This is a genomic window from Achromobacter sp. D7-1, from assembly GCF_059760445.1.
This window is the reverse complement of the sequence record NZ_JCBAMT010000054.1, coordinates 1-20,835: the sequence shown is the minus strand read 5'-3', so window position 1 is coordinate 20,835 and position 20,835 is coordinate 1. Positions and strand designations below refer to the sequence as shown.

General features: G+C 66.5%; 20 protein-coding genes. 4 read left to right on the top strand and 16 right to left on the bottom strand.

The features are described 5' to 3' along the window. Window positions 1–28: 28 nt before the first annotated feature. From AC6LKD_RS21305 to panD, 10 genes are all read right to left on the bottom strand, one after another. The gene (locus AC6LKD_RS21305) at window positions 29–1,165 is read right to left on the bottom strand and encodes a hypothetical protein (RefSeq protein WP_498117379.1); all 1,137 of its coding nucleotides are present in this window, start codon (window positions 1,163–1,165) and stop codon (window positions 29–31) included. Then, on the bottom strand, window positions 1,158–2,909 hold the full coding sequence (locus AC6LKD_RS21300; RefSeq protein ID WP_498117378.1) for an ATPase, T2SS/T4P/T4SS family: 1,752 nt from the start codon (window positions 2,907–2,909) through the stop codon (window positions 1,158–1,160). Before AC6LKD_RS21300 ends, AC6LKD_RS21305 begins: the two co-directional genes overlap by 8 nt. Then, window positions 2,906–3,400, bottom strand: a complete 495-nt coding sequence (locus AC6LKD_RS21295) for a hypothetical protein (protein WP_498117377.1) — start codon at window positions 3,398–3,400, stop codon at window positions 2,906–2,908. The genes AC6LKD_RS21300 and AC6LKD_RS21295 overlap by 4 nt, the downstream gene beginning before the upstream one ends. Continuing rightward, window positions 3,387–4,655, bottom strand: a complete 1,269-nt coding sequence (locus AC6LKD_RS21290) for a type IV pilus inner membrane component PilO (RefSeq protein ID WP_498117376.1) — start codon at window positions 4,653–4,655, stop codon at window positions 3,387–3,389. Before AC6LKD_RS21290 ends, AC6LKD_RS21295 begins: the two co-directional genes overlap by 14 nt. Window positions 4,656–4,711: 56 nt before the next feature. Continuing rightward, complete coding sequence (locus AC6LKD_RS21285; RefSeq protein WP_498117375.1) at window positions 4,712–6,298, bottom strand: hypothetical protein; 1,587 nt, start codon at window positions 6,296–6,298, stop codon at window positions 4,712–4,714. Continuing rightward, entirely contained in the window at window positions 6,295–7,164 is an 870-nt protein-coding gene (locus AC6LKD_RS21280; RefSeq protein ID WP_498117374.1) for a TrbG/VirB9 family P-type conjugative transfer protein, read from the bottom strand. The genes AC6LKD_RS21285 and AC6LKD_RS21280 overlap by 4 nt, the downstream gene beginning before the upstream one ends. 190 nt (window positions 7,165–7,354) lie before the next feature. Beyond that, on the bottom strand, window positions 7,355–8,695 hold the full coding sequence (locus tag AC6LKD_RS21275; protein WP_207471301.1) for an extracellular solute-binding protein: 1,341 nt from the start codon (window positions 8,693–8,695) through the stop codon (window positions 7,355–7,357). Between the two features lie 4 nt (window positions 8,696–8,699). Next, a complete protein-coding gene (locus tag AC6LKD_RS21270) occupies window positions 8,700–9,956 on the bottom strand; it encodes a D-amino acid dehydrogenase (RefSeq protein WP_498117373.1) in 1,257 nt (418 codons plus the stop codon). Between the two features lie 187 nt (window positions 9,957–10,143). After that, a complete protein-coding gene (locus AC6LKD_RS21265; RefSeq protein WP_498117372.1) occupies window positions 10,144–11,190 on the bottom strand; it encodes a CDP-6-deoxy-delta-3,4-glucoseen reductase in 1,047 nt (348 codons plus the stop codon). Window positions 11,191–11,253: 63 nt separating this feature from the next. After that, window positions 11,254–11,622: an aspartate 1-decarboxylase gene (gene panD / locus AC6LKD_RS21260; protein WP_013392804.1), complete on the bottom strand. Its 369-nt coding sequence runs from the start codon at window positions 11,620–11,622 to the stop codon at window positions 11,254–11,256. Between the two features lie 209 nt (window positions 11,623–11,831). On the opposite strand from panD, the gene sugE reads away from it, so the two are divergent. Beyond that, window positions 11,832–12,149, top strand: a complete 318-nt coding sequence (sugE, locus tag AC6LKD_RS21255) for a quaternary ammonium compound efflux SMR transporter SugE (RefSeq protein ID WP_013392803.1) — start codon at window positions 11,832–11,834, stop codon at window positions 12,147–12,149. A 30-nt stretch (window positions 12,150–12,179) separates the two neighbouring features. Here sugE and AC6LKD_RS21250 read toward each other — a convergent pair whose 3' ends face one another. From AC6LKD_RS21250 to AC6LKD_RS21225, 6 genes are all read right to left on the bottom strand, one after another. Beyond that, entirely contained in the window at window positions 12,180–13,052 is an 873-nt protein-coding gene (locus AC6LKD_RS21250; RefSeq protein ID WP_498117371.1) for an MOSC domain-containing protein, read from the bottom strand. Window positions 13,053–13,146: 94 nt separating this feature from the next. After that, entirely contained in the window at window positions 13,147–14,073 is a 927-nt protein-coding gene (gene thpD / locus AC6LKD_RS21245) for an ectoine hydroxylase (RefSeq protein WP_013392800.1), read from the bottom strand. Window positions 14,074–14,094: 21 nt separating this feature from the next. Then, the gene (locus AC6LKD_RS21240) at window positions 14,095–14,499 is read right to left on the bottom strand and encodes an ectoine synthase (protein WP_013392799.1); all 405 of its coding nucleotides are present in this window, start codon (window positions 14,497–14,499) and stop codon (window positions 14,095–14,097) included. After that, window positions 14,496–15,803: a diaminobutyrate--2-oxoglutarate transaminase gene (ectB, locus tag AC6LKD_RS21235; RefSeq protein ID WP_013392798.1), complete on the bottom strand. Its 1,308-nt coding sequence runs from the start codon at window positions 15,801–15,803 to the stop codon at window positions 14,496–14,498. Before ectB ends, AC6LKD_RS21240 begins: the two co-directional genes overlap by 4 nt. A gap of 121 nt (window positions 15,804–15,924) precedes the next feature. After that, entirely contained in the window at window positions 15,925–16,485 is a 561-nt protein-coding gene (gene ectA / locus AC6LKD_RS21230; RefSeq protein WP_042792828.1) for a diaminobutyrate acetyltransferase, read from the bottom strand. After that, a complete protein-coding gene (locus AC6LKD_RS21225) occupies window positions 16,482–17,030 on the bottom strand; it encodes a MarR family winged helix-turn-helix transcriptional regulator (RefSeq protein ID WP_013392796.1) in 549 nt (182 codons plus the stop codon). Before AC6LKD_RS21225 ends, ectA begins: the two co-directional genes overlap by 4 nt. 259 nt (window positions 17,031–17,289) lie before the next feature. On the opposite strand from AC6LKD_RS21225, the gene AC6LKD_RS21220 reads away from it, so the two are divergent. The 3 genes from AC6LKD_RS21220 to AC6LKD_RS21210 all read left to right on the top strand — a co-directional run bounded on the left by AC6LKD_RS21220 (window position 17,290) and on the right by AC6LKD_RS21210 (window position 20,776). Beyond that, window positions 17,290–18,222: a MurR/RpiR family transcriptional regulator gene (locus tag AC6LKD_RS21220; RefSeq protein ID WP_207471312.1), complete on the top strand. Its 933-nt coding sequence runs from the start codon at window positions 17,290–17,292 to the stop codon at window positions 18,220–18,222. Between the two features lie 48 nt (window positions 18,223–18,270). Next, window positions 18,271–19,611, top strand: a complete 1,341-nt coding sequence (locus AC6LKD_RS21215; protein ID WP_498117370.1) for an aspartate aminotransferase family protein — start codon at window positions 18,271–18,273, stop codon at window positions 19,609–19,611. Window positions 19,612–19,771: 160 nt separating this feature from the next. Further along, window positions 19,772–20,776, top strand: coding sequence for a TAXI family TRAP transporter solute-binding subunit (locus AC6LKD_RS21210; protein ID WP_498117369.1), 1,005 nt, complete (start codon window positions 19,772–19,774; stop codon window positions 20,774–20,776). Window positions 20,777–20,835 lie beyond the last annotated feature (59 nt).

Here is a 20,835-nt window from a genome sequence, read left to right as displayed (position 1 = left end):
GATTGGCGCCGCGTGCCTGATGCAGCCCCTATTGGCTGGCATAGAAATTAGTCAGCGCCAGGCGCAGTTCATCGATCACGCCGTAATGCCAGAGCGTGATGCCCAGTACGGCGCCCACGGACGAGAGCAGCAACGCCCAGCGCAACACCGATGCCTGGCGGCGCACGCGCGCCAACAGGCGCGATTCGACGCGCAGCCGCACCTGCGCCAGTCCGGCCTCCATGCCCAGGGCATCCATCATGTCGGCCATGTACCACCATGTGTCCGCGTCCAGCAGACCCGTGCCGAAGATCTCCGGACCGGTCTGGCCGCCGTCTATCCGCCCCAGCATGTCCAGCAGATGCCCATGCATCCAGGGCGCGGCATCGCGGGCCTGCACGGCCAGGGCGCGCCGCAAACGGGTGTCGGCCGCGCCGTGCTGCCTGACCAGCACGGCCAGCAGAGCGAGAAAGCGGATGGCGTGGAAATCCCGGTAGAGCCGCCACAGCAGCCAGCGGTCCAGCCGCGACCGCGCAGCGCCCGTGTAACGCGGCAACGACCACAGGCTCAGCAAGACCAGGCCCGACAACAGCACCAGCCACAAGGCCAGCCATTGCCGCAGGCCCTGGGCCAAGGCGAACAGCGCGCGGGTCAGCCGGCCATAATCCTCCGCCGGCACGGCCTGGAATACCTGCTGCAAGCGCGGCACGCTGAAAAAGGGAATTGCGCATAGCAAGGAGAATGCGACAGCCGCAGCCGCGAGGCCCGCCGCCGCGACCGAGACCAGCGCCAGCCACGCATCCGACGCCAAGCGCACGGCCCGCGCCACATCCCGCAACGCGGCGGACAGATCGCCGCCCTCTTCCTGCACGCAGCTGAGCAGCACGCACTCGCTGGACGGCAGCGTGTCCGCCCAGGCCGCGCCCAGATCGCCGCCGGCCTCCAGGTACATGCCCGCCCAATGTCTCGACAGCCGACCGCGCACGGTATCTTCGCCATGACGGCTCGCGTCATCCTCGAAGACGGCGCGCAGATTCTTGCGGCCCTGGGTTCCTTCGACCAGGTCTGCAAGGTACTCGTAATAGTCAGCTCGCCCCGCACGAAAGCGCAGCGCGTCCAGGCGCAACAACAAGGTCCGGCCGGAGGAGGGGCTGAAGGAAAAATGCGGCAGCAACGATCTAGCCATGACCGCCCCCGCCGGCGCCGACGCCGCGCGCAGGCACGGGCGCTGGAAAATCGAAGCGGCGCAGCAGGGAACGAGGATCGACTTCTCCGCAGCTGACCTTGTACAGAGCGCAGTCCCGCGCCGATGCGCCGCGCGCAGTCTCGCTGCGCCAGACCGTAGGGCCGGCGGCCTCGGCCAGGCGCTTGAGCCCGACGTTGTCGCGTGCGCGCACGCGCTCAAAAAAACCTTCGACACGCTCGGGCTCAAGCATTTCTGCTGCCACGCTGCGGCCGGAGATGCCGTTCAACTCAGGCAGTTGCGGCCGCCTGCAAGCGCTGCAACCCGCCGCATTCCTGACCCTGAGCGTGGCGAGATCCAGCAGGAACTCCTGCTGCATCCGCTTCGACCATGCCTGCCAGTCCGGGCGCTTGCCGCCGTCGGCGGCTCTGGACCACAAACTGTCCACGGGCAGCGAACAATGGCTGCACAGGCGCGGCAGCAAGGTCTGGTAGACCAAGAGCTTGAGGATACCGGGCGTAGCCAGAAAATCTCGCGACACGCCGATTGAATCCGATGCCAAGCGTTCGGGTATCAGCACGGCGCCAGCGGCGTGGGTGGTCGTGTACAGGCTGACGCCGGAGCCGGCCAGGTCCATGAACGCCCGGCCGGTGTCCATGTCCCGGATCTCGCCGATCAGCAGGTCATTCATCGCCGAGCGCTTGATGGTCTTGAGCTTGGCGTCGAACGCCGGCCAGGCTGATTCCGCCAGAGCCCCTCCCAGCGTGTTCTGCAAGGCATTGTCGATGACGTATTCGACCGGATCCTCCAGCGTGATGGCCTTGCGGGTGGGCGCGATGCCGCGCATCAGCGTCGCGATGGTGGTCGATTTGCCGGAGCCGACCACGCCTGCCAGCACGATGGCTCCGCCTTCGCGCTCGCGCGCCCGGGCAAGGATTTCCACCTGCGTGGGCAGATAGCCCAAGGCCAGCAGATCGGCGTTGGCGGTCGCGTCCAGTCGCAAGATGCGCAGGCAGACCGAAGGCCCGGCATCGGCGGCCAGTGAAGCCCAGCGCAGCACGATGGGTACGCCATCGATGTCCAGCCCGATGCGCCCTTGCTGCTCGAGCGCCGGGTCGAACACCGCGCCGTTGCCTCCCTTGACATCCATCCAGGCCACCGCCAGGACCTCCAGCAGCGTCGCGTTGGACAGGCCCGCAAATCGTTCCGTGCCCACGTATTCCCCGCCGATGGTGTAGCGAATCTCGCAGGCGGCACGGCGCCGGTTGACGTTGATGTGCACGTCGCTCGCTCCCTGCGCCACGCCCCAGCCCACGATGTCGAGGAACATCGCGGCCAGGGCCGAGGCTCGCTCCTCCTGCCGCTGCTTGCCGCGTCCGGCCAACGCTGGCGCCGCCAACTGCCCGCGGGCGATCATCAACAGCAGCGGCGCGGGCAGCTGATAGCGCGGCACGCGCGCCAGCCGATAGCCGCGCGCCAGCACCATGCGCTCGACCTCGTCGATCTGATCGCCCAGTGTGTAGTCCTTTACGGCGAACACAGCGACCTCGCCGCTTTCCAGCAACACGGGACACAACCTGCCGGCGAGCGCGGCGAGATCGAAGTCGCGCCCGAGCGGCCGCGCGAATGCCGGCTGCAGGCGGGCGATGTCTTCAGGCGTTTGAAGCTGGGGCGGCTCCCAGCCCGCCACCGTGGGAAGCCCCACATCGGCATGCGTCGCGACGGGCTGAAGGGCATGCACGGTCATGGCTGCCCCCTGCCCGCATCGACGCAAGCTGTGCGTTCGGTATCGCCGCGGCGCAACCTCACGCAGCTATCGTCGATGGCCAGCAACAGGTAAGCGCGGCTGTCGACGGCTCCCGCGACAGGTTCGCCCCTACCCGCTTGATAGCGGAGTACGGCACCATTGATGGCGATATCGACGCTCAAGCGCCGCGCAAGACCGAAAATCGCCATTACCCGGATCTCGTCGGAGGCCCTGGCGGGTGGCGCTACCGACGCCGCGAACTCGGATCCCTGACGGCACAGGCCGGGGACCCGGCAGTCCGCCAGGGCAGCCGCCGCATCCGCGCGCAGCAAGGCGCGCACGGTTTCGGTCTCTGGCCACGGTCGCGGTTCCTCGGCCTGCGGCGCCGGCTGGCCGTGGGCGGCAGGCACCAGCGCGGCTGACACGAGCAGGCGCCCGATGAAGCCCGCCGCGAGGTGCGGGCGCGCGCCGCCGCCCCTATTCGTGTTCATAGATTTCTCCCTGTAGTTCGGCAACCAGCGTGCTGGAGACGAGGCTCGGCCGGGGTTGCGCCTGGATGTCCAGCGACAGGCGGGACCATTTGGCCGCCACGATGGCGCCATCCAGCAGCGCGAAGGAACGCAGCGGTCCCCGCAAGGTGATGGCGCGGCTGCGGATGGCAGGCCGCGCCGCGTATGTGACGCCAGCCTGGCCGGCGGCAGGCGGCGACTGCATGGGCAAGGGCAACGGCAATGCCGTCGCCAGAACGACGGAAGTAAAGGCCGCCCGCATCCTTTGCAACGCGGCGACCAGCCCGGTGTCGAGCTGCAGCGAGGTGGGCAGAACCAGATCCGCCAGCCATGTCGGAGAGGACGCCGTGCGCCAAGACAGCGTGGCTTCCTCCAGAGGCTGAAATGAAACCTGCCAGCCGACGGGCCGCAGCGCGTGCAGGACGTCGTTGGCAGCCTGAGGATGAGCCCTGACGTAGACAGCGGAACAATTCCAGGCCTGCTCCGCGGCCAGGCAACGCGCGCGGCTCAGCGCCCAGCCGCGCATCTGTATCGGCAATCTGCCCAAACCGTCCAGCAGGCGGGTGACTTCGCCGGGAGCGTGAACCACGGTGCTTCGCAACAGGACCTGGTACGGATCCGGCTGCGGCGCCAAGCCCTGCGGATCGGCATGGACGGGTGGTTCGCGGCCGGACCATGGGGCTATCAAGCTGTTCCACAATTGTGGAGCAACGGCGGCAACCCCCGCGCAGGCCAGGAACAATCGGAACGCCAGCGGCAGCTCGCCCCAGCGCGACGACAACACGGCCAGGCGCGCGGCGGGGTCCGCCGCCTGCATCAGCAAGGCCCAGGCTTCGTCGGCTTCCTGCGCCGGCAACCCCGGCCGCCGGGCGCGCAACAGCGCCTGTTCGCGCAAGGCTTCGTCGAGCGTGGCGAACACTCTGTCCGCCTGCGACAGCACGGTGCCGCGCTGCGCCGCCACCAACCAGTGCCCGCCGCCGGGCAGGCTGATCAGGCTGTGGCCCCCATCCGGATACAGCAGGGCATACAGTTGCGCGGCCGCCTGGATGTGCCGATGCCCGCCCCGCCCCGCTCGCGAACCGCCGCGCCACGACGGACGCACGCGGCCATAACCGGCCACCATGGCCGGCGCTCCGCCCACCACGTAGTGGCTGGCCCGCAAGCGGCGCCCGCGCGAACGCGCCAGCGCGGGAATGTTGGAGCCGATCAGGGCGAACCAGCGCAAACCGAATGCCAAGGTGCGGCCCGTGTCTGGAACGTCAAGCAATAAAGAGAGAGGGACCCGTTCCACGCCTAGTACCCTTCCTCGACCTGGGCGGTCACCAGCACCAGGGTCGTCATGCGTTCCGTGGAGGCGCTGTCCAGGCCGCCCGCGATGAGCGGCAGCCCCGGCGCGAGCCGTTGGCGGTCATGCTGGTCCTGGCTGCGGTCGAAACCGGAAACGATGATGGGCTGGCCGGGACGCAGCTCGACCTGCTGCACCGTGCCGTTGCCGTCGATCGTGACCTGCTGCACCTGCACCTGGTTGCCGCGCTCGCCGAAGGTGATGGTCTTCAGGGGTTGCGCGACCGCGTTGTCATAGGCGAGCGACAGCAGGATCTGGCCGTCCTCCTGGATATCCGGCAACAACGTCAGGAACGAACCTACCGTCTCTTCCTTCTGGCTGATGGATACCGCCGGCAGCGAGCCGTTGGCGCCCCCCGCCGTGGTACCGGGGACGGCGGTACTCTGCACCCGGTCGATGTAGCTGAACGTGGTTCTTACCGCGTGCGTGACCGGACGGCGGTTCAGGGTCAGGATGGGAACTTTGTTGTGCCGTACGACGGCTCCCATCGTGCTGAGCGCGGAGACAATGGCCTGCGTGCCCTGGAAGGGACCGCGGGCCATGGAAGCGTCCAGGCTGCCCCCGCCCGCCCCCGCGCCCGGCAGCGCCAGCCGCGCTGCGGCCCCGGCCGCGGCGTAGACGACGTTCCAGTCGATGCCGCCCGAGGTGGCATCGTTGGCGACGACGGTGATTTCCTCGAACACCAGCCGGACCCGGCGGGTCAGCGCCTTGTTCTCGCGCTCGAGGTAGCGAGCGACACGTTCCAGCGCCTCGGGGGTGTCCGTGACGACGATCGAGGTGGCGCCCTCGACCGCGTCGGCCACCACGCCGGAACGCGTCAGGAACGGCGCGATGTTGGCGCGCAGGATAGCCACCGCATCGTGCTGGCCCGCCGACAAGGACGTGTTGGAGGTGCTCTCAAAGCCTTCACCTTCCGGGCTGCCCTCGCGGCCAAGGCGGACATCCACCTTGCTGGTCAGCGACAAGGCGCGCAAATCGAACACGCGGGTCTCGGTGCGGTAGAACTCGAGCGCGTTGTGCTCGTAGCGCCAATGCACCGAGAAGCGCGCGGCCAGCGCGTCGAGCAGGTCGGCCAGCGGCTGCCCGCCAGCGCGGACCTCCAGGCTGACCGGTGCCGGCAGGGACAAGGCGCCGTTGACGGCCAGCCGAGGTAGGAACAATTCCAGCGGCAGCAAGGCATCCGGCCGTACCCGCACTGCGATGCCGGTGGCGGCCGTCAGGCGCTGGGCCAGCGCAGACAGGTCGGCGTCGTCGGCCAGCATCAAGGTGGTCCGCACGTTCTCACGCAATGCGGGCGGCAGCGCCACTTCCCGTGCCAGGGGCTGTGGCTTGCCGGCAAGCCACGGCGTGGCGACGTCCTGGGCTGCAACGCGCGCGGCACGGTCCGACAGCCCTTCGACAAAGGCCCGCTGGTGGGCAGCCACCTGGGCCTGACGCGTGTTTGCCGCAAGGCGCTGATCCGCCGCCTGCTGCGACGCCGCGCAGCCGCCCAACACGCCAGAGACAACGACAGACAAGCACAGTATCCGCATCATGCCGCAGCCCCCCCTGGCGCGGCCATGCGCGTGCAGGACTGCGCCAGCGGCACCACGCGCAACACCCGGTTGCCGTAGAAGCATGGCTGCAAGGGCTTTTCGGCGAGCTCGGTGGCGCCCAGCAGTTCGCGCACGGCTGACTTGAAATCGCCGGAGAACTCGGCCGCAGCCGACAAGGGAATGTCCACGTCCACGGCCCAGTGCTGCGGCTGGAAGGTCCAGCCGGCGAGGTCTGCCCAGCGCGCGAGAACGGCCCGCAGCGTCGCGTCCGGGGGAGCAGCGCGATAGACCTGCTGCGGCGCCGCCATCGGTGCCGGTGCAGTAGCGCCGGCCGACGCCGCACCGGCCAGTGGTCCGGCGGCTTGCAACGCGCCGATGGCGTGCGACGCCGGCTCGGCAGGCCGCGCCGGGCCGATGCGTTCGGCCGCGGCGGCCAGCGCCAGAGGCGCAGGTTCATCCTGCGGCCTGGTCCCCGCCCCACCTGCCGGCCTGGCGTCCGCGACCGCCGGCACACGCTGCGCGCGGGCCATCAGGCGCCCGCCGCGAAACAGCAGACCGCTCCAGCCTCCTGCGAGCACGACGTAGGGATCGCGCCTGACGTACGGCAAGGCCCGTTCGCCGTCGCTGCCAACACCGAAAATCGCCGGCAACGCCTGCCCCGGCGCGAACTGCAGCCAGGTTTCCTTGCCGTCGTCGAACACCTGCATCGGCGCAACGGCGGGATCGCCGGACAACTGCCAGTCGAAGCGGAAGCCTTGGGCAGCCTGCCGCGAGGCTTCCCATGTGGATGCGGCCGGACTCTTGCCGGCCCCTGTGCAGGCCCCCAGGCAGGACAGCCCTGCCGCCAGGAAGAAGAAACGAACCATGCCTCACCGCGAGCAAAAGGCGCATCGGAATCGATACGCATGAGAGGCATGGTGGACGAGCGGCCAGCGCGTCGCCAGACTGGCATGTACGCATGGATGGTTTGGTCGCGCGGCGGCCGGACCAAAAAAAAGCCCGGTCCTGAGACCGGGCTTGCGTCAGGAGGCGGCGACGTATGCGCCGCCGCCTGGATCAGCGTTGCGCCGCGATGCTGCGCGCTTGCGTGGCGGCGTTGTTCAGCGCCGCGACCGGCGGCACCTTGCCTTCGAAGGCTTCATTGAGCTGCTGGTTCAGCACAGGCTCGATGCGCTCGTAGTTGGCCATGCGGAAACCGCGGCTATTCGCCGTGGGGTTGGCGCGCATTGAAGCAATCAGCGCCTGGACGCCCGGAATGCGCTCATAGAACGACACGTCCGACGCGCGGAAAGCGGCTTCGGTCAGCGGCAGGTAGCCGGTGCGCTGATGCCATTCCGCCGCGATGACGGGTTTGGACAGCCAGGCCAGGAACTGCGCCGTGGCCTTTTCCTCGGCCTGGGGATGGCCTTCCAGCGCCCACAGCGCCGAACCGCTCACGAACGGCTTGCCGCCGTCCTTGGTCACCTGGTCGTAGTAAGGCAGCGGCGCCACGCCGAAGGACAGCGACTTGGTGTTAAGGAACTGGCCGAACGCGCCGGTGTTGGCCGTCAGCACGGCGCATTCGCCCTTGGCGAACAGCTTGTCGCTGGCATTGTCGCCCGAATGCGCCATGAACAGCAGCGAACGCTTCCAGCTCACCATCAGCGAGATATGGCGCATGTACAGCGTGTCGAACTGCATGGCGGGCGCGGCCGACTTCTTGGTGACCGCGTCCAGCCCGTTGTTGTTGCTGGTGAACTGCTGGTTGTTGATCGGCGCCAGGTTCTCCAGGTGGACCGTGACCTGGTCGCTGGAGGCGTAGGGGCAGTCGATGTCGGCCACGTCGCGCAATTTCAGCAGTTCGCCTTGCAGGGCGGTCCAGGTGCGCGCGGGCTTGTTGGGATCCAGGCCGGCCTTCTTGTAGGCGGCGGTGTTGTAGAACATCACCGGCACTTCGGCCATCCAGGGGAAGGCCAGCAGGCGGCCCTTGCTGTCGCGCGTGAAGCTGCTGGTGGCCGGCACGAACCAGTTCAGGTCCTTGATCGGGTACTTGGCCAGCAGTTCGTACAGCGGCAGCACGGCCTTGTGCTGGGCGACGACTTCAGGCGAATGATTGTCGGTCAGCTGCAGCAGGTTCGGGCCCTTCTTGGCCTTCACCGCCGAGACGGCTTCCTGTTCCAGCGCGCTGGGCGAGGCGAAGCCGCGCAGCGTCACGCGGACCTGGTCCTGCTCCTTGTTGTATTGCTTGGCGAGCTTTTCGAACTCGGCCTTGTTTGCGTCGGTCAGCGTGTGCCAGACCTGGATGTCGACCGCGGCGGCATTCGCCGCGCCGGCCATCGCCATGGCGGCGCCGAACAACCATGCGCGCCGGCTGGCGAACATCGCGCGGGCAACGCCCGCCAATTGCAGATTCTTCATGGGTTCACAGACCAAGAAAAGGAAACTCCGGTTCCGGCTGCCGTCCGCTGAGCAGATCGGCCAATGCCCGGCCCGAGCCAACGCCCATCGTCCAACCGAGCGTACCGTGTCCTGTATTGACGTACAGGTTGGGAATACGGCTGCGGCCGATGATGGGCACGTTTGAGGGAGTGGAGGGGCGCAAGCCCGACCAGTAACTGACGCGTTCGAAATCGAGCGCATCGGGAAAAAGTTCGCGCGCCAGCCGGGTCATGGCTTCGCAGCGGCCGGTGTTCAGGCTGCGGGAATAGCCCGACAGCTCCGCGGTTCCGGCCATGCGCAGCCGGTCGCCCAGGCGCGAGAAAACAACCTTGTGGCTGCTGTCCGTCAGGCTGACCGTAGGCGTGGCGTCCGGCTTGATGACCGGGAACGTCGCGGAATAGCCCTTGGCCGGATAGACATTGCAAGGCACGCCCAGCGGCCGCAGCAGATAGGGACTGAAACTGCCCATCGCCACGACGTAGGCATCGGCCGACACGACGCCGTAGCGGCCGTCGGGTTCGATGATTTCGATGCTTTGCACCGTGCCGCCCTCGGTCAGCAGGCGCGTGGCGCGCGTGCTGTAGCGGAATTCGACGCCGGCCCGGGCGCAATGCTCGGCCAGCGCCACGGTGAACAGGTGCACGTCGCCGCTTTCGTCCTCGGGCGTGTAATCGCCGCCGACGATGGTCTGGCGATGCGGCGCCAGCGCGGGCTCGATGGCGATGACTTCGTCGGCCGAGACCACGCGGCGCTCCACGCCGAAATCGCGCATGAGGCCGGCGGCGCGCTGCGAGCTTTCAAATTCGTGCGGATCGCGGTAGAAATTCAGGATGCCGCGTTCCAGGTGGTCGTACTGGATGCCGAGTTCCGCGCGCATGCCGCGCAGGGTCGCACGGCTGTATTCCGCCATGCGGACCATGGCGCGGATATTGGGAGCCAGGCGGCTGGGCAGGCACTCGCGCAGGAACGACAGTCCCCACATCCATTGCCGCCAGTCCAGCTGCGGACGGAACAGCAGCGGGGCGTCATCCTGGAACATCCATTTGAGCAACTTGAACGGGGCTTGCGGGTTGGCCCAGGGTTCGGCATAGGAAACCGAGATCTGGGCGCCATTGGCCAGGCTGGTTTCCTGGGCGGGACCGGTGCAGCGATCTATGACCACGACGTCATGGCCGGCCTGGTTCAGCCACCAGGCGCTGGAGATTCCGATGATGCCGCCACCCAATACCGCTACTTTCATGCCCGCATTGCTCCTTGCGTGCCAACTCGGATCGCCGACCCTATGTCCACGATCCATGGCAAGCTGCTGCCACGGCAGTTTACCCTGGCGCTTTGCCCGCGCCTACGGAATAAAAAGGGGCGGAAGTCACAAACCTTTCCAGGCCCGTTCGTTCCCCCCCTGCTCGCTCATGCCCTGTTACTCAACACTAGGGCGCGGCCCGGGCCAGGTCCGCTTCGGAGGTGAAGGCGTCGGCGTAGAACTCGTCCGCCGGCAGTCCGTTCTGAGCGCTGAATTCGCGCCTTGCGGCGTCCACCATCAGCGGCGTGCCGCAGGCGTAGACCTGATGGCCCGACAGGTCCGCGATGTCCTGCATGACGGCTTCGTGGACGAAGCCGGTGCGCCCCGTCCAACCGTCTTCCTGCAAGGCATTGGACACCACGGGCACATAGCGAAAATCGGACAGCATGCCCGCCCACGACTGCGCCAGCGCGTCCATGTAGAGGTCGTGCGGACGGCGTCCACCCCAATACAGGGCCACGGGGCGCTTGATGCTGTGGTGGATCATATGCTCGACGATGGCCTTGACCGGGGCGAAGCCCGTGCCGCTGGCCAGGAGCACGACGGGCTTGTCGCTGTCCTCGCGCAGGAAAAAGGAGCCGAACGGCCCTTCCAGGCGCAGGATTTCGCGCTCTTTCATCTGCGTGTCGCCGGCGCCGAACACGTGGTCGGTGAACACGCCGCCGGGCATGTGGCGGATGTGCAGTTCGAGGGGGCTGCCGGTATGCGGCGCGCCGGCCATCGAATAGCTGCGCCGGCGGCCGTCCTTCAGGATGACTTCGATGTACTGGCCGGCGTAGTAGCGGAACTGCTCGGACGCCGGCAGCTGCAGCTTGATCACCGTGACGTCCGGGGCCACGCGTTCCAGCGTCTGCACGCGCGACGGCAGCTTGCGGATCTGGATGTCGCTGGCCAGGCGGACTTCGGTGGATTCGACCACCATGTCGGATTCAGGCCGGGCCTGGCAGAACAGCGTGTAGCCGTCGGCCAGCTCCTCGGGCGAAAGAATCTGTGCGGGGTACTGCCCCGCGTCGAACTCCCCGGACACCACGCGGCCCTTGCAGGTCGAGCAGGCGCCGTTGCGACAGCTGTAGGGCAGGACGATGCCAGCGGCCAGCGCGGCATCGAGCACGGTCTGGCCGGGTTCGACGGGGAATTGGTGCTGGCTGGGTTGGATGATGACCTGGAAGCTCATGATGAAACGGTTCAGGGTGTTAGCGGAGCGCCTCGTTCGCGAGGCGCTCCACCCGGCCCGGCCTCAGGCCGGGAACTTGCGGATTTCCTTGACGCGGTTGGCGTCGTCCACCAGCACCACCAGCGGCTTGTGCGTGGCCGAGTCGGCCTCGGACATGGGGCCGTAGGTGCAGATGATCATCAGGTCGCCGACCTGGGCGCGGCGCGCGGCGGCGCCGTTCAAGGAGATGGCGCCGCTGCCGCGGGCCGCCTTGATGATGTAGGTGTCGAAACGTTCACCGTTGGTGACGTTGTAGAGCTCGATGCGTTCGAACTCGCGCATGCCGGCAGCGTCCAGCAAGTCTTCGTCGATGCCGCAAGAGCCCTCGTAGTGGAGGTCGGCTTCGGTGACCGTGACGCGGTGCAGTTTTGCCCGCAGCATGATGCGTTGCATGATAAATATCCTGGTTTCGCGGCCCGGAACGCGAAGTGTTGCAAGAGTGATGCCCGGCACCCGGTTTTGCCGTATGAACCCGGTATTCTATAATTTTTGCCGCAGCGGGACGGCCCGTTGCCGCGCGCGGCCGGACGGCCGGTGCGTTTGATACTGGGGACGGCCCCTCGCGCCGGCGGCAAGCCGGCAACACAAGCGTAGGAGTCGTAATGACCTGGATCATCCTGGTACTCGCAGGCCTGTTTGAAATCGTCTGGGCCGTAGGCCTGAAATATACCCACGGATTCACCCGCTTCTGGCCTTCCGCCATCACGGCCGGAGGCATGGCCATCAGCGTCTGGCTGCTGGCGGTGGCGATGAAATCCCTGCCGCTGGGCACCGCCTACGCGGTATGGGTGGGCATAGGCACGATCGGCGCCTTCGTGGCCGGCATCGTGCTGTTCGGCGAGTCCACCAGCTGGATGCGCATCGCCAGCGTGGCCCTCATCGTGCTCGGCCTGGTAGGCCTGAAGCTGTCCTCGGCCTGAGGCCCCGGCGGCGGGCGCCGGGGCGCGGGATCAGAAATCCAGTTCGATTCCGACCTCGTCGCCCACCTTCAGGCACGCGCCTGCGGGCGCGTCGAGGATGGCGTTCTGGCCGAACACCACGCCGATCTCCAGATTGCGGTAGCCCGCCAGCGTGCGGCCGGGTTCTTCGTATTGCTGGGCGGTATTCTGGTCGATATCGGGAATCGAGCAACGGGTGCAAGGCTTGACGAAAGCCATCTTCACCCCTGCAGCCTCGATCATGGCGGTGTGGTCTTCCTCGAAGGCTTCCCATTCGCCCTGCACGACGATATTGGGGCGGAACCGGTCCATCGGCACCGGCGCCACGCCCTTGGCCAGCAGGCGGGCATTCAGATCGTCCAGCGAGGCCTGGTTGGCCACCAGCAACGGAAAGCCATCGGCAAAGCCGAAACAGTGCTGGCCCGCGAACGGTTCCGCCAGGTCGGGATGCGCGTCCAGCCAGCGCGACACCCAATCCGGCTTGGCATTGCGTTGCGCGGCCGCATCCACCTTGTACAGGCGGCACGGCGTCTTGAGGAAATCGGAAAACCACAGCCCAGCCGCCGCGCTTTCGCGCCGGCCGGAAGTGGTATCGCTCCAGACGGCCACGGACTGCGCCTCTGGCTCGAGTCCCGAGCCGTCCAGGGCCACGTCCAGATCGGGCATGCCCGGCGCGGACAGGCGCAACGTATCTGCCGTAAGCGCCGTGCGGATCAGCGCCATCGCGGGCCATTGCCGCTGCGTCATGAACTGGTCATCGGCGCCGATCAGCATCCAGCGGCGGTCATGGGACAGCCCCGCGCGGTCGATGGGCGATTCGTCCAGCGCGATGCCCGCGCAGGATTTGACCGGGTAGATGTGCAGGCTGAGGATGCGGGCGGACATGGCGTGCGAGATCTCAATGTAGCGGAGTGCGCAGAGAATAGCAGAGGCCCACAAGAAAATGCCCAGGCAGCGCCTGGGCATTTACACAGGGGGTTCAGCCCCCGACCAGCTTCAGGGTATCCAGCGGCGTGACTGCCTTGAATCCCTTGCGCGTCGCGATGTGCTCGGGACGCGGCGTCAGCCCGTACTTGGGCGGGTTCAAGGTGTTGTCCATGCTGTTGTAGACCATGAACACGTTGGCGCGCGGCCAGGGTGAGATATTGCTGTTCGAGCCGTGCATCGTGTTGCAGTCGAAGAACACCACCGAGCCGGCCTTGGCCGTCATGGAGCGGATGCCACCCTGCTCCACCAGCAGTTGCAGGCTGACCGGATCCGGCACGCCGTATTCCTGCTTCTTCAGCGACTGCTTGTAATGATCATTCGGCGTTTCACCCACGCACGAAATGAACTGCCGATGCGAACCGGGCACCAACATCAGAGGGCCGTTGCACTCATTGTTGTCGGTCAGCAGCACCGAGCAACTGAGGGCGCGCATCGCCGGCATGCCGTCTTCGACGTGCCAGGTCTCGAAGTCGGAGTGCCAGTAGAACTCCTTGCCCTTGAAGCCCGGCTTCATGTTGGCGCGCGACTGGTGGATGTACACCTCGGAGCCCAGGATCTGCCGCGCTACATTGACCAGCCGCGGATCGCGCACCAGGCGCGACAGGATGGGGTTGAGCACGTGCACCATGAAGATCGAGCGCACCGCATTGCTGCCGGGCTCGGTGATGGACTCTTCGCGGCGGACGATCGAGGGGTCGCGCGTCATGCGCTCGACCTCGGTGGATAAGGCGCGGATTTCATCGTCGGAGAACAGGTTCTCCAGCAGGATGAAACCGTCGCGCTCGTATTGCTCGACCTGGCCGGCATTCAATGCGCTGGCGTACTGGCCGTTTTCATAGACCACCGGATCCTGGCGGGCAATGATGGCGGAACTTCGATCCGTACGGGAGGCGTACGGATCCTGTGCAGGTGAGATCATGCGAACCTCCTTGTATGTATGTCAGGCCGCTTGGGCCTCGGCCTCGGGCAAGGCGTAGACGCCTTCCTTGTCGTGCACTTCCTGGCCGGTCAGCGGCGGGTTGAAGACGCAGATGACGCGCAGCGGCTCCTTGCCGCCGCACAGCCAGTGCTCGTCGTTTTCGTTCAGGGCGTAGACCACGCCGGGTCCCAGGTCGTACTTCTTGCCGTCGGCGATGGTCTCGATGGAGCCGTCGCCTTCAATGCACCACACCGCTTCAAGATGGTTCTTGTAGTGGATGTGGGTGCGGCCGCCCGGGAAGATGGTGGTCTCGTGAAAGGAGAAGCCCATGCCGTCCTTCTTCAGCAGCACGCGGCGGCTGACCCAGGTGTCGGTGCGGACTTCGTCGGCGGTGCCGATCACATCTTTGACATTGCGTACGATCATTGACGTTTTCCTCCAAATTTCAGGATGCGGGCGGACTGCCCTTCTTCGGCGAGCGCTTCCGCGACGCTGGCTTCGATCACGTCCAGGCCCTTGCTCAGCAGTTCTTCCTCGATGGTCAGGGCGGGCAGCAGCTTCAGCACTTCGTCCTGCGCGCCCGAGGTCTCGATCACGACGCCCTTCTTGAAGGCGTTCTGCGCGATGCGGTTGGCCAGCGCGGGCGTGGCGTTGCACACCAGCCCCTGGATCAGGCCGCGGCCGCGCGCCGACAGGCCGGCGTTGGGATAGCTATGCACCAGGTTCTCCAGCCAGTCGCGCACCTGACGCTCCTTGCGCTGGATCTCGGCGGTGAAGGCGGTATTGGCCCAATAGGTTTCCAACGCCTGGGTCGCGGTGACGAAAGCCAGGTTGTTGCCGCGGAAGGTGCCGCTATGAGCGCCCGGCTTCCAGACGTCCAGCTCGGGCTTCATCAGCACCAGCGACATCGGCAGGCCGAAGCCGGACAGCGACTTCGACAGGGTAATGATGTCGGGGCGGATGCCGGCAGCCTCGAAGCTGAAGAAAGTGCCGGTGCGGCCGCAGCCGACCTGGATGTCGTCCACGATCAGCAGCATGTCGTGGCGCTTGCACAGCTTTTCCAGTTCCTTCAGCCAGCGCAGGGTCGCCACGTTGACGCCGCCTTCGCCCTGCACCGTTTCCACGATGACGGCGGCGGGCTTGTCCATGCCGCTGCTGGGATCTTCCAGCATGCGCTCCAGGTAGGCCATGGTGTCCACGTCCGGACCGAAGTAGCCGTCGTAGGGCATGAAGGTGGTGTTGCCCAGGGCATAGCCGGACGCCTCGCGGAACTTCATGTTGGCCGTCACCGCCAGCGAACCGCCGCTCACGCCGTGAAAGCCATGGGTGAACGAGATGACGTTGGGACGCCCCTTCACCTGGCGCGCGATCTTCAGCGCGGCTTCCACCGCGTTGGTGCCGGTCGGGCCGGTGAACTGCAAGGTGTATTGCCAGTTGCGCGGCTTGAGCAGCACGCGGTCCACCGTCTCCAGGAAACGCTTCTTCGCGCTGGTGGCCATGTCCAGGCCATGCACCACGCCGTCCGACTGGACGTACTCCAGCAGCTTTTCCTTGAGAACAGGATTGTTGTGGCCATAGTTCAGCGTGCCGGCGCCGCTGAAGAAATCGATGTATTCGGTGCCGTCCTCATCGATCAGGGTCGAGCCCCTGGCCTGGCTGAATATCACGGGGAACGACCGGATGTAGCCCCGTACCTCCGACTCCATCCGGTCAAAGATCTTCAAGTCCATGATTAATCCTCCCTTTCATCTCATAAGTGGACGGACGGCCAGAGCCCTTCCGGGTGCGCGGACGCATCCGGATCGGCCAACCATCCCGGTATTCGATAAGACCGCTGGGCTTGCGCCGCCCCTAGGGGGCCGGCAAGGCGAACGGACCTATCCTCAACAACATCTCGTCGTCATGGTCCGCGCCGCCGAACAGTTGCCGGTCGAAGAACGGCTGTTCGGAGACGTGGGCGCCGAGTTCGCCGGCCAGGCCGGCAAAGCTGCGGCGCGATGCCTGGTTGTCAGGCCCCACCGTGGTTTCGAGATAGCGGACATGCTCGAGTCCCTTGCGGCGCAAGAGCTCGCGTAGCATGGCGCGGCCCAGTCGATGGCCGCGTGCGCGGGTGTGCACCGCGACCTGCCAGACAAACAAGGTGTCGGGCCGGTCCGGGATCACGTATGCGGAGATAAAACCGTCGATGCGTCCGCCGGCGCTTTCGGCCAGGACGCAGGTGTCGCGGAAGTGCTCAGCGAGGAGCAGGTACGCGTAGAGGGAATTCAGGTCGAGCGGCGGGCACTCGGAAATGAGGCGGTGGATGGCGGCGCCGTCTTTGCGGTCGGGCAGACGCATGGTATGGGTCTGCGCGCTGACCGCCGGCGCCACGGCACTTGAGAGGGTTGGGGTATCCAGTTCGTTTTTCTTCATGCAACGATTCCCGATTCAGGGGGTGCCCCGCCCGTGGGCACTTCAAGGATGGGCGACGACACATCGCCATGCGTCTCGACGGCGGCCTGGCCGTCCTGTTCCATGAGCGCCACGATGCGCTCCAGGGACAGCGTGATGGTGGCCTGTTCAAGTTCGGGCAAGGCGTTGAGCGCGTCGGCCAGGTGCTTTTGCAACGGCGACGGCGCGCCTTGCGCCAGGTCGCGGCCCGCGTCGGTGGCCGTGACGAATACGATGCGGCGGTCTTCGCGGCCGCGTTCGCGGCGGATCAGGCCCTTGTCTTCCAGGCGATCCAGGATCCCGACCACGGTACTGGGACTGACGTGCATTTCGCGGCTGATGGCGGTTGCCGTCATCGGCCCGTTGGCCATGACCGTGCGCAGGCACATCAGCTGCGGCGCCGTGATGTGGCTGACGGCGGACAGCTGGCGCGAATGCAAGGCGATCGAACGCGTGATGCGGCGCAGCGCCCGCAAGATGCGCAAATCGTATTGCTGTGAGGGATCGGATTTCGCGGCGTCAGTCATGGGAAAAAGAAGGTTCGGTCAAATTAATTTCTACACGAATGATATGCGCACGATTCATTCCCGTCAAACAAAAATCCCGTTGCATGATGTAAGTAAATAACCGCTGATTTGCGGAGGATAACAGCGGATTTCATGGAATTGCCTGCGTGACGCTTCTTTTGCCCGCCCCTGCGTTCTAGGTGAAAATCCTTATAAAAACATATGTTTTTTTATTAACCACAGATTTATCATCTGTTTTTTATGAAACCTGCTGCCGTACATGTCCTTGCCGTCCGACCTCCTCCTGACCCTTCAGGAAAAACTGGAACAGTTGCCCCCGGAACTACAGCGGGCGGCGCACTGGGTCGTGGCGCATCCCGCCGAGGTCGGCCTGTGGTCCATGCGGCGCCAGGCGCAGACCCTGGGCGTGGCGCCGGCGACGATGCTGCGGCTGGCGCGCGCCGTTGGCTTTTCCAGCTACGAAGACTTCCGCCTGCCCTTCCAGCAGGCCTTGGCGGGACAAGCCACGCCGGGGCTGCGCGACCGCGCCGCCGCCTTGCAGGCCGCAGCGGGCGAACCCGCCGCGCCCGGGCACGATGTGCTGACCGACTACCAGATCCAGGCCATGAGCTCCGTCTGCGCACTGAATCCGCCCTCTGCCTTCGACGCCGCGGTGCAGACCCTGCTGGAGGCCAGGCAGGTCGGCTTCCTGGGCACCCGCTCGGCCTTCGGCATTGCCTTCCAGATGCGTTACGCCTACCAGTTGGTGCGGCGCAACAGCATGCTCATAGACGGCCTGGGCGGCGCGCCCGCCGAGCAGGCCGACAACCTGGGGACGGGCGATGCGCTGATCGTGATTTCGCAAGCGCCCTATCCCACCGCCACCGTACAGCTGGCCCGCCAGGCCGCGCAGCGCGGCGTGGCGCTGATCGCGCTGACTGATGATCCCTTGTCGCCGCTTGCCGTCGACGCCCGCCATACCCTGCGCTTCGCGCCGCCCGACCGCGAAGGCGTGCGGGCCCGCCCGGCGCGCCAAGGTCCCGGTTCGTTCTTCCACACCACCGCTGGGCTGCTCGGGCTGGCCGAGCATCTGATCGCGCGTCTGACCGCGCGCGGCGGCGACGAAGTGCTGAACCGCCTGACCGAAGTGGAACAACGCCTGCTCAACGACAACGTCTACTGGAGCAGCGCCCCGCCGCGCCGCCCCGCCTGATACCCCGCCCGGATTCGCCTTCAACCTCTTGCATTGCGGAATTGCCCCATGAGCCACACCCATGTCATGCATCGTTCATTACGCCAGACGCCTCCCGTCGCGGTCCGCGGCCAGGGGGTGTGGGTCTATGACAGCGCCGGCCGCTCCTACCTCGACGGTTCGGGCGGCGCGGCGGTCTCCTGCCTGGGGCACAACCACCCCGACGTCCAGGCCGCGATGCACGCGCAGATCGACGCGCTGGCCTATGCCCACACCAGCTTCTTCACGACCGAGGTCGCCGAGCAACTGGCAGAGCGGCTGGTGGCCGACGCGCCAGAAGGCATCTCCCACGCCTACTTCGTCTCGGGCGGATCGGAAGCCGTCGAAGCCGCGCTGAAAATGGCGCGGCAGTACTTCGTGGAAATCGGCCAGCCGGAACGCCGCCACATCGTCGCGCGGCGCCAGAGCTATCACGGCAACACGCTGGGCGCGCTGGCGGTGGGCGGCAACGCCTGGCGCCGCGCGCAGTTCGCGCCGCTCCTGATCGAAGTCGAACATGTCTCGCCCTGCTACGCCTACCGCGACCAGCGCGAGGGCGAAAGTCCCGAACAATACGGCGAGCGCCTGGCGCAGGAGCTGGAGCAGACCTTCGAACGACTGGGTCCGGACACGGTGATGGCTTTCGTGGCCGAGCCCGTGGTCGGCGCCACCGCTGGCGCCGTCACGGCGGTGCCAGGCTATTTCCGGCGTATCCGCGAAGTCTGCGACCGCCACGGCGTGCTGCTGATCGCCGACGAGGTCATGTGCGGCATGGGCCGCACCGGCACGCTGTACGCGGTCGAACAGGAAGGCATCAGGCCCGACCTGATCACCATCGCCAAGGGCCTGGGCGGCGGCTATCAGCCGATCGGCGCGGTGATGGTTCAGCAGCGTATCGTGGACGCCATGCAGCAAGGCAGCGGCTTCTTCCAGCACGGCCACACCTACCTGGGCCATGCGATCGCCTGCGCCGCATCGCTGGCCGTGCAGGACGTGATCCGGCGCGACGGCCTGCTGGCGCGCGTGCAAGCGCAGGGCGCAGGCTTGCGCCAGCGCCTGGACAGCGCGCTGGGCGCGCATCCGCATGTGGGCGACATCCGCGGCCGGGGCCTCTTCATGGGCGTCGAGCTGGTGCAGGACCGCGCCAGCAAGCAGACCTTCGACCCGGCGCTGTCGCTGCATGCGCGCATCAAACGCGAGGCCATGGCCCTTGGCCTGATGGTCTACCCGATGGGCGGCACCATCGACGGCCGCCAGGGCGACCACGTGCTGCTCGCCCCGCCCTTCATCATTTCCGACGATGAGCTGGACCAGTTGACCGAACGTCTGGTCGGCGCCATCGACGCCGCCATTGCGCAGACGCGGGCCTAGAGCCTGCTTGCCTGCAAGCGCGGCGGACGTCGATCCGCCGCGTCGCCCGCCTGGCGCGGGCTCGTGATGATACGCACAGGGTGCCCAGCGACTCGCGGGGCGCGCCAACCGCCGGCCAAGACCGGCAATATCACGGGGAAAAACCCCAAAAGGAGTTTGCATGACCACGTCCGTCAAACACCCCTTGGGCCATCGCAACGCCTGGACGCTCGCAGCCGCGGGTCTCGCCACGGCCTTGCTGTCCACGGCGCCGGCTCCGGCCTCCGCCCAACAGAAGTTCGTCAGTATCGGCACGGGCGGCGTCACCGGCGTCTACTATGCCGCCGGCGGCGCGATCTGCCGCCTGGTCAACAAGGACCGTTCCAGCCACGGCATCCGCTGCTCGGTCGAATCGACCGGAGGCTCGGTCTTCAACGCCAACACCATCAAGGCCGGCGAGCTGGACCTGGGCGTGGTGCAATCCGACGTGGGCTTCAACGCCTACAAGGGCGAAGGCCAGTTCAAACAGGCCGGGCCGTACACCAAGCTGCGCTCGGTGTTCTCCATCCACCCCGAACCGTTCACGGTTGTGACGCGCAAGGAAGCCAATATCAAGAGCTTCGAAGACCTGAAGGGCAAGCGCTTCAACGTCGGCAACCCCGGCTCGGGCACGCGCGCCTCGATGGAGGAATTGCTGAGCACCATGGGCTGGACGCTGAAGGATTTCTCGCTGGCGTCCGAGCTGCGCCCCGACGAGCACGGCTCGGCGCTGTGCGACGGCAAGATCGACGGCTTCTTCTATGGCGTGGGCCACCCTTCGGCCAACATCCAGGACCCCACCACCAGCTGCGGCGCCAAGCTCGTGTCGCTGACCGGCCCCGCCGTGGACAAGCTGGTCGAGAAGTACCCGTACTACGCCCACGCGTCGATTCCGGCCGGGCTGTATCCGAACAACCCGACGGAAACCAAGACCTACGGCGTGACGGCCACCTTCGTCACCTCGGCCGACGTGCCCGACGCCACCGTCTACACCGTGGTGAAGGCGGTGTTCGACAACTTCGACGACTTCAAGAAGCTGCACCCCGCGTTCGCCAATTTGAAGGCGGCGGACATGGTGAAGAACGGGCTGTCTGCGCCGCTGCATCCGGGCGCCGAGAAGTACTTCAAGGAAAAGGGCCTGCTCTGAGGCCTGGGCCCAAGGGCCGCTGAAACGGCCGCCTTGCGGGACCGGGCCCAAGCCCGGCC

Excerpts from the sequence above, each read along its gene's own strand:
- AC6LKD_RS21305 (WP_498117379.1), bottom strand. The coding sequence starts at position 1,165 with ATGGCTAGATCGTTGCTGCCGCATTTTTCCTTCAGCCCCTCCTCCGGC.
- AC6LKD_RS21300 (WP_498117378.1), bottom strand. The coding sequence starts at position 2,909 with ATGACCGTGCATGCCCTTCAGCCCGTCGCGACGCATGCCGATGTGGGG.
- AC6LKD_RS21295 (WP_498117377.1), bottom strand. The coding sequence starts at position 3,400 with ATGAACACGAATAGGGGCGGCGGCGCGCGCCCGCACCTCGCGGCGGGC.
- AC6LKD_RS21285 (WP_498117375.1), bottom strand. The coding sequence starts at position 6,298 with ATGATGCGGATACTGTGCTTGTCTGTCGTTGTCTCTGGCGTGTTGGGC.
- AC6LKD_RS21280 (WP_498117374.1), bottom strand. The coding sequence starts at position 7,164 with ATGGTTCGTTTCTTCTTCCTGGCGGCAGGGCTGTCCTGCCTGGGGGCC.
- AC6LKD_RS21275 (WP_207471301.1), bottom strand. The coding sequence starts at position 8,695 with ATGAAGAATCTGCAATTGGCGGGCGTTGCCCGCGCGATGTTCGCCAGC.
- AC6LKD_RS21270 (WP_498117373.1), bottom strand. The coding sequence starts at position 9,956 with ATGAAAGTAGCGGTATTGGGTGGCGGCATCATCGGAATCTCCAGCGCC.
- AC6LKD_RS21265 (WP_498117372.1), bottom strand. The coding sequence starts at position 11,190 with ATGAGCTTCCAGGTCATCATCCAACCCAGCCAGCACCAATTCCCCGTC.
- panD (WP_013392804.1), bottom strand. The coding sequence starts at position 11,622 with ATGCAACGCATCATGCTGCGGGCAAAACTGCACCGCGTCACGGTCACC.
- sugE (WP_013392803.1), top strand. The coding sequence starts at position 11,832 with ATGACCTGGATCATCCTGGTACTCGCAGGCCTGTTTGAAATCGTCTGG.
- AC6LKD_RS21250 (WP_498117371.1), bottom strand. The coding sequence starts at position 13,052 with ATGTCCGCCCGCATCCTCAGCCTGCACATCTACCCGGTCAAATCCTGC.
- thpD (WP_013392800.1), bottom strand. The coding sequence starts at position 14,073 with ATGATCTCACCTGCACAGGATCCGTACGCCTCCCGTACGGATCGAAGT.
- AC6LKD_RS21240 (WP_013392799.1), bottom strand. The coding sequence starts at position 14,499 with ATGATCGTACGCAATGTCAAAGATGTGATCGGCACCGCCGACGAAGTC.
- ectB (WP_013392798.1), bottom strand. The coding sequence starts at position 15,803 with ATGGACTTGAAGATCTTTGACCGGATGGAGTCGGAGGTACGGGGCTAC.
- ectA (WP_042792828.1), bottom strand. The coding sequence starts at position 16,485 with ATGAAGAAAAACGAACTGGATACCCCAACCCTCTCAAGTGCCGTGGCG.
- AC6LKD_RS21225 (WP_013392796.1), bottom strand. The coding sequence starts at position 17,030 with ATGACTGACGCCGCGAAATCCGATCCCTCACAGCAATACGATTTGCGC.
- AC6LKD_RS21220 (WP_207471312.1), top strand. The coding sequence starts at position 17,290 with ATGTCCTTGCCGTCCGACCTCCTCCTGACCCTTCAGGAAAAACTGGAA.
- AC6LKD_RS21215 (WP_498117370.1), top strand. The coding sequence starts at position 18,271 with ATGAGCCACACCCATGTCATGCATCGTTCATTACGCCAGACGCCTCCC.
- AC6LKD_RS21210 (WP_498117369.1), top strand. The coding sequence starts at position 19,772 with ATGACCACGTCCGTCAAACACCCCTTGGGCCATCGCAACGCCTGGACG.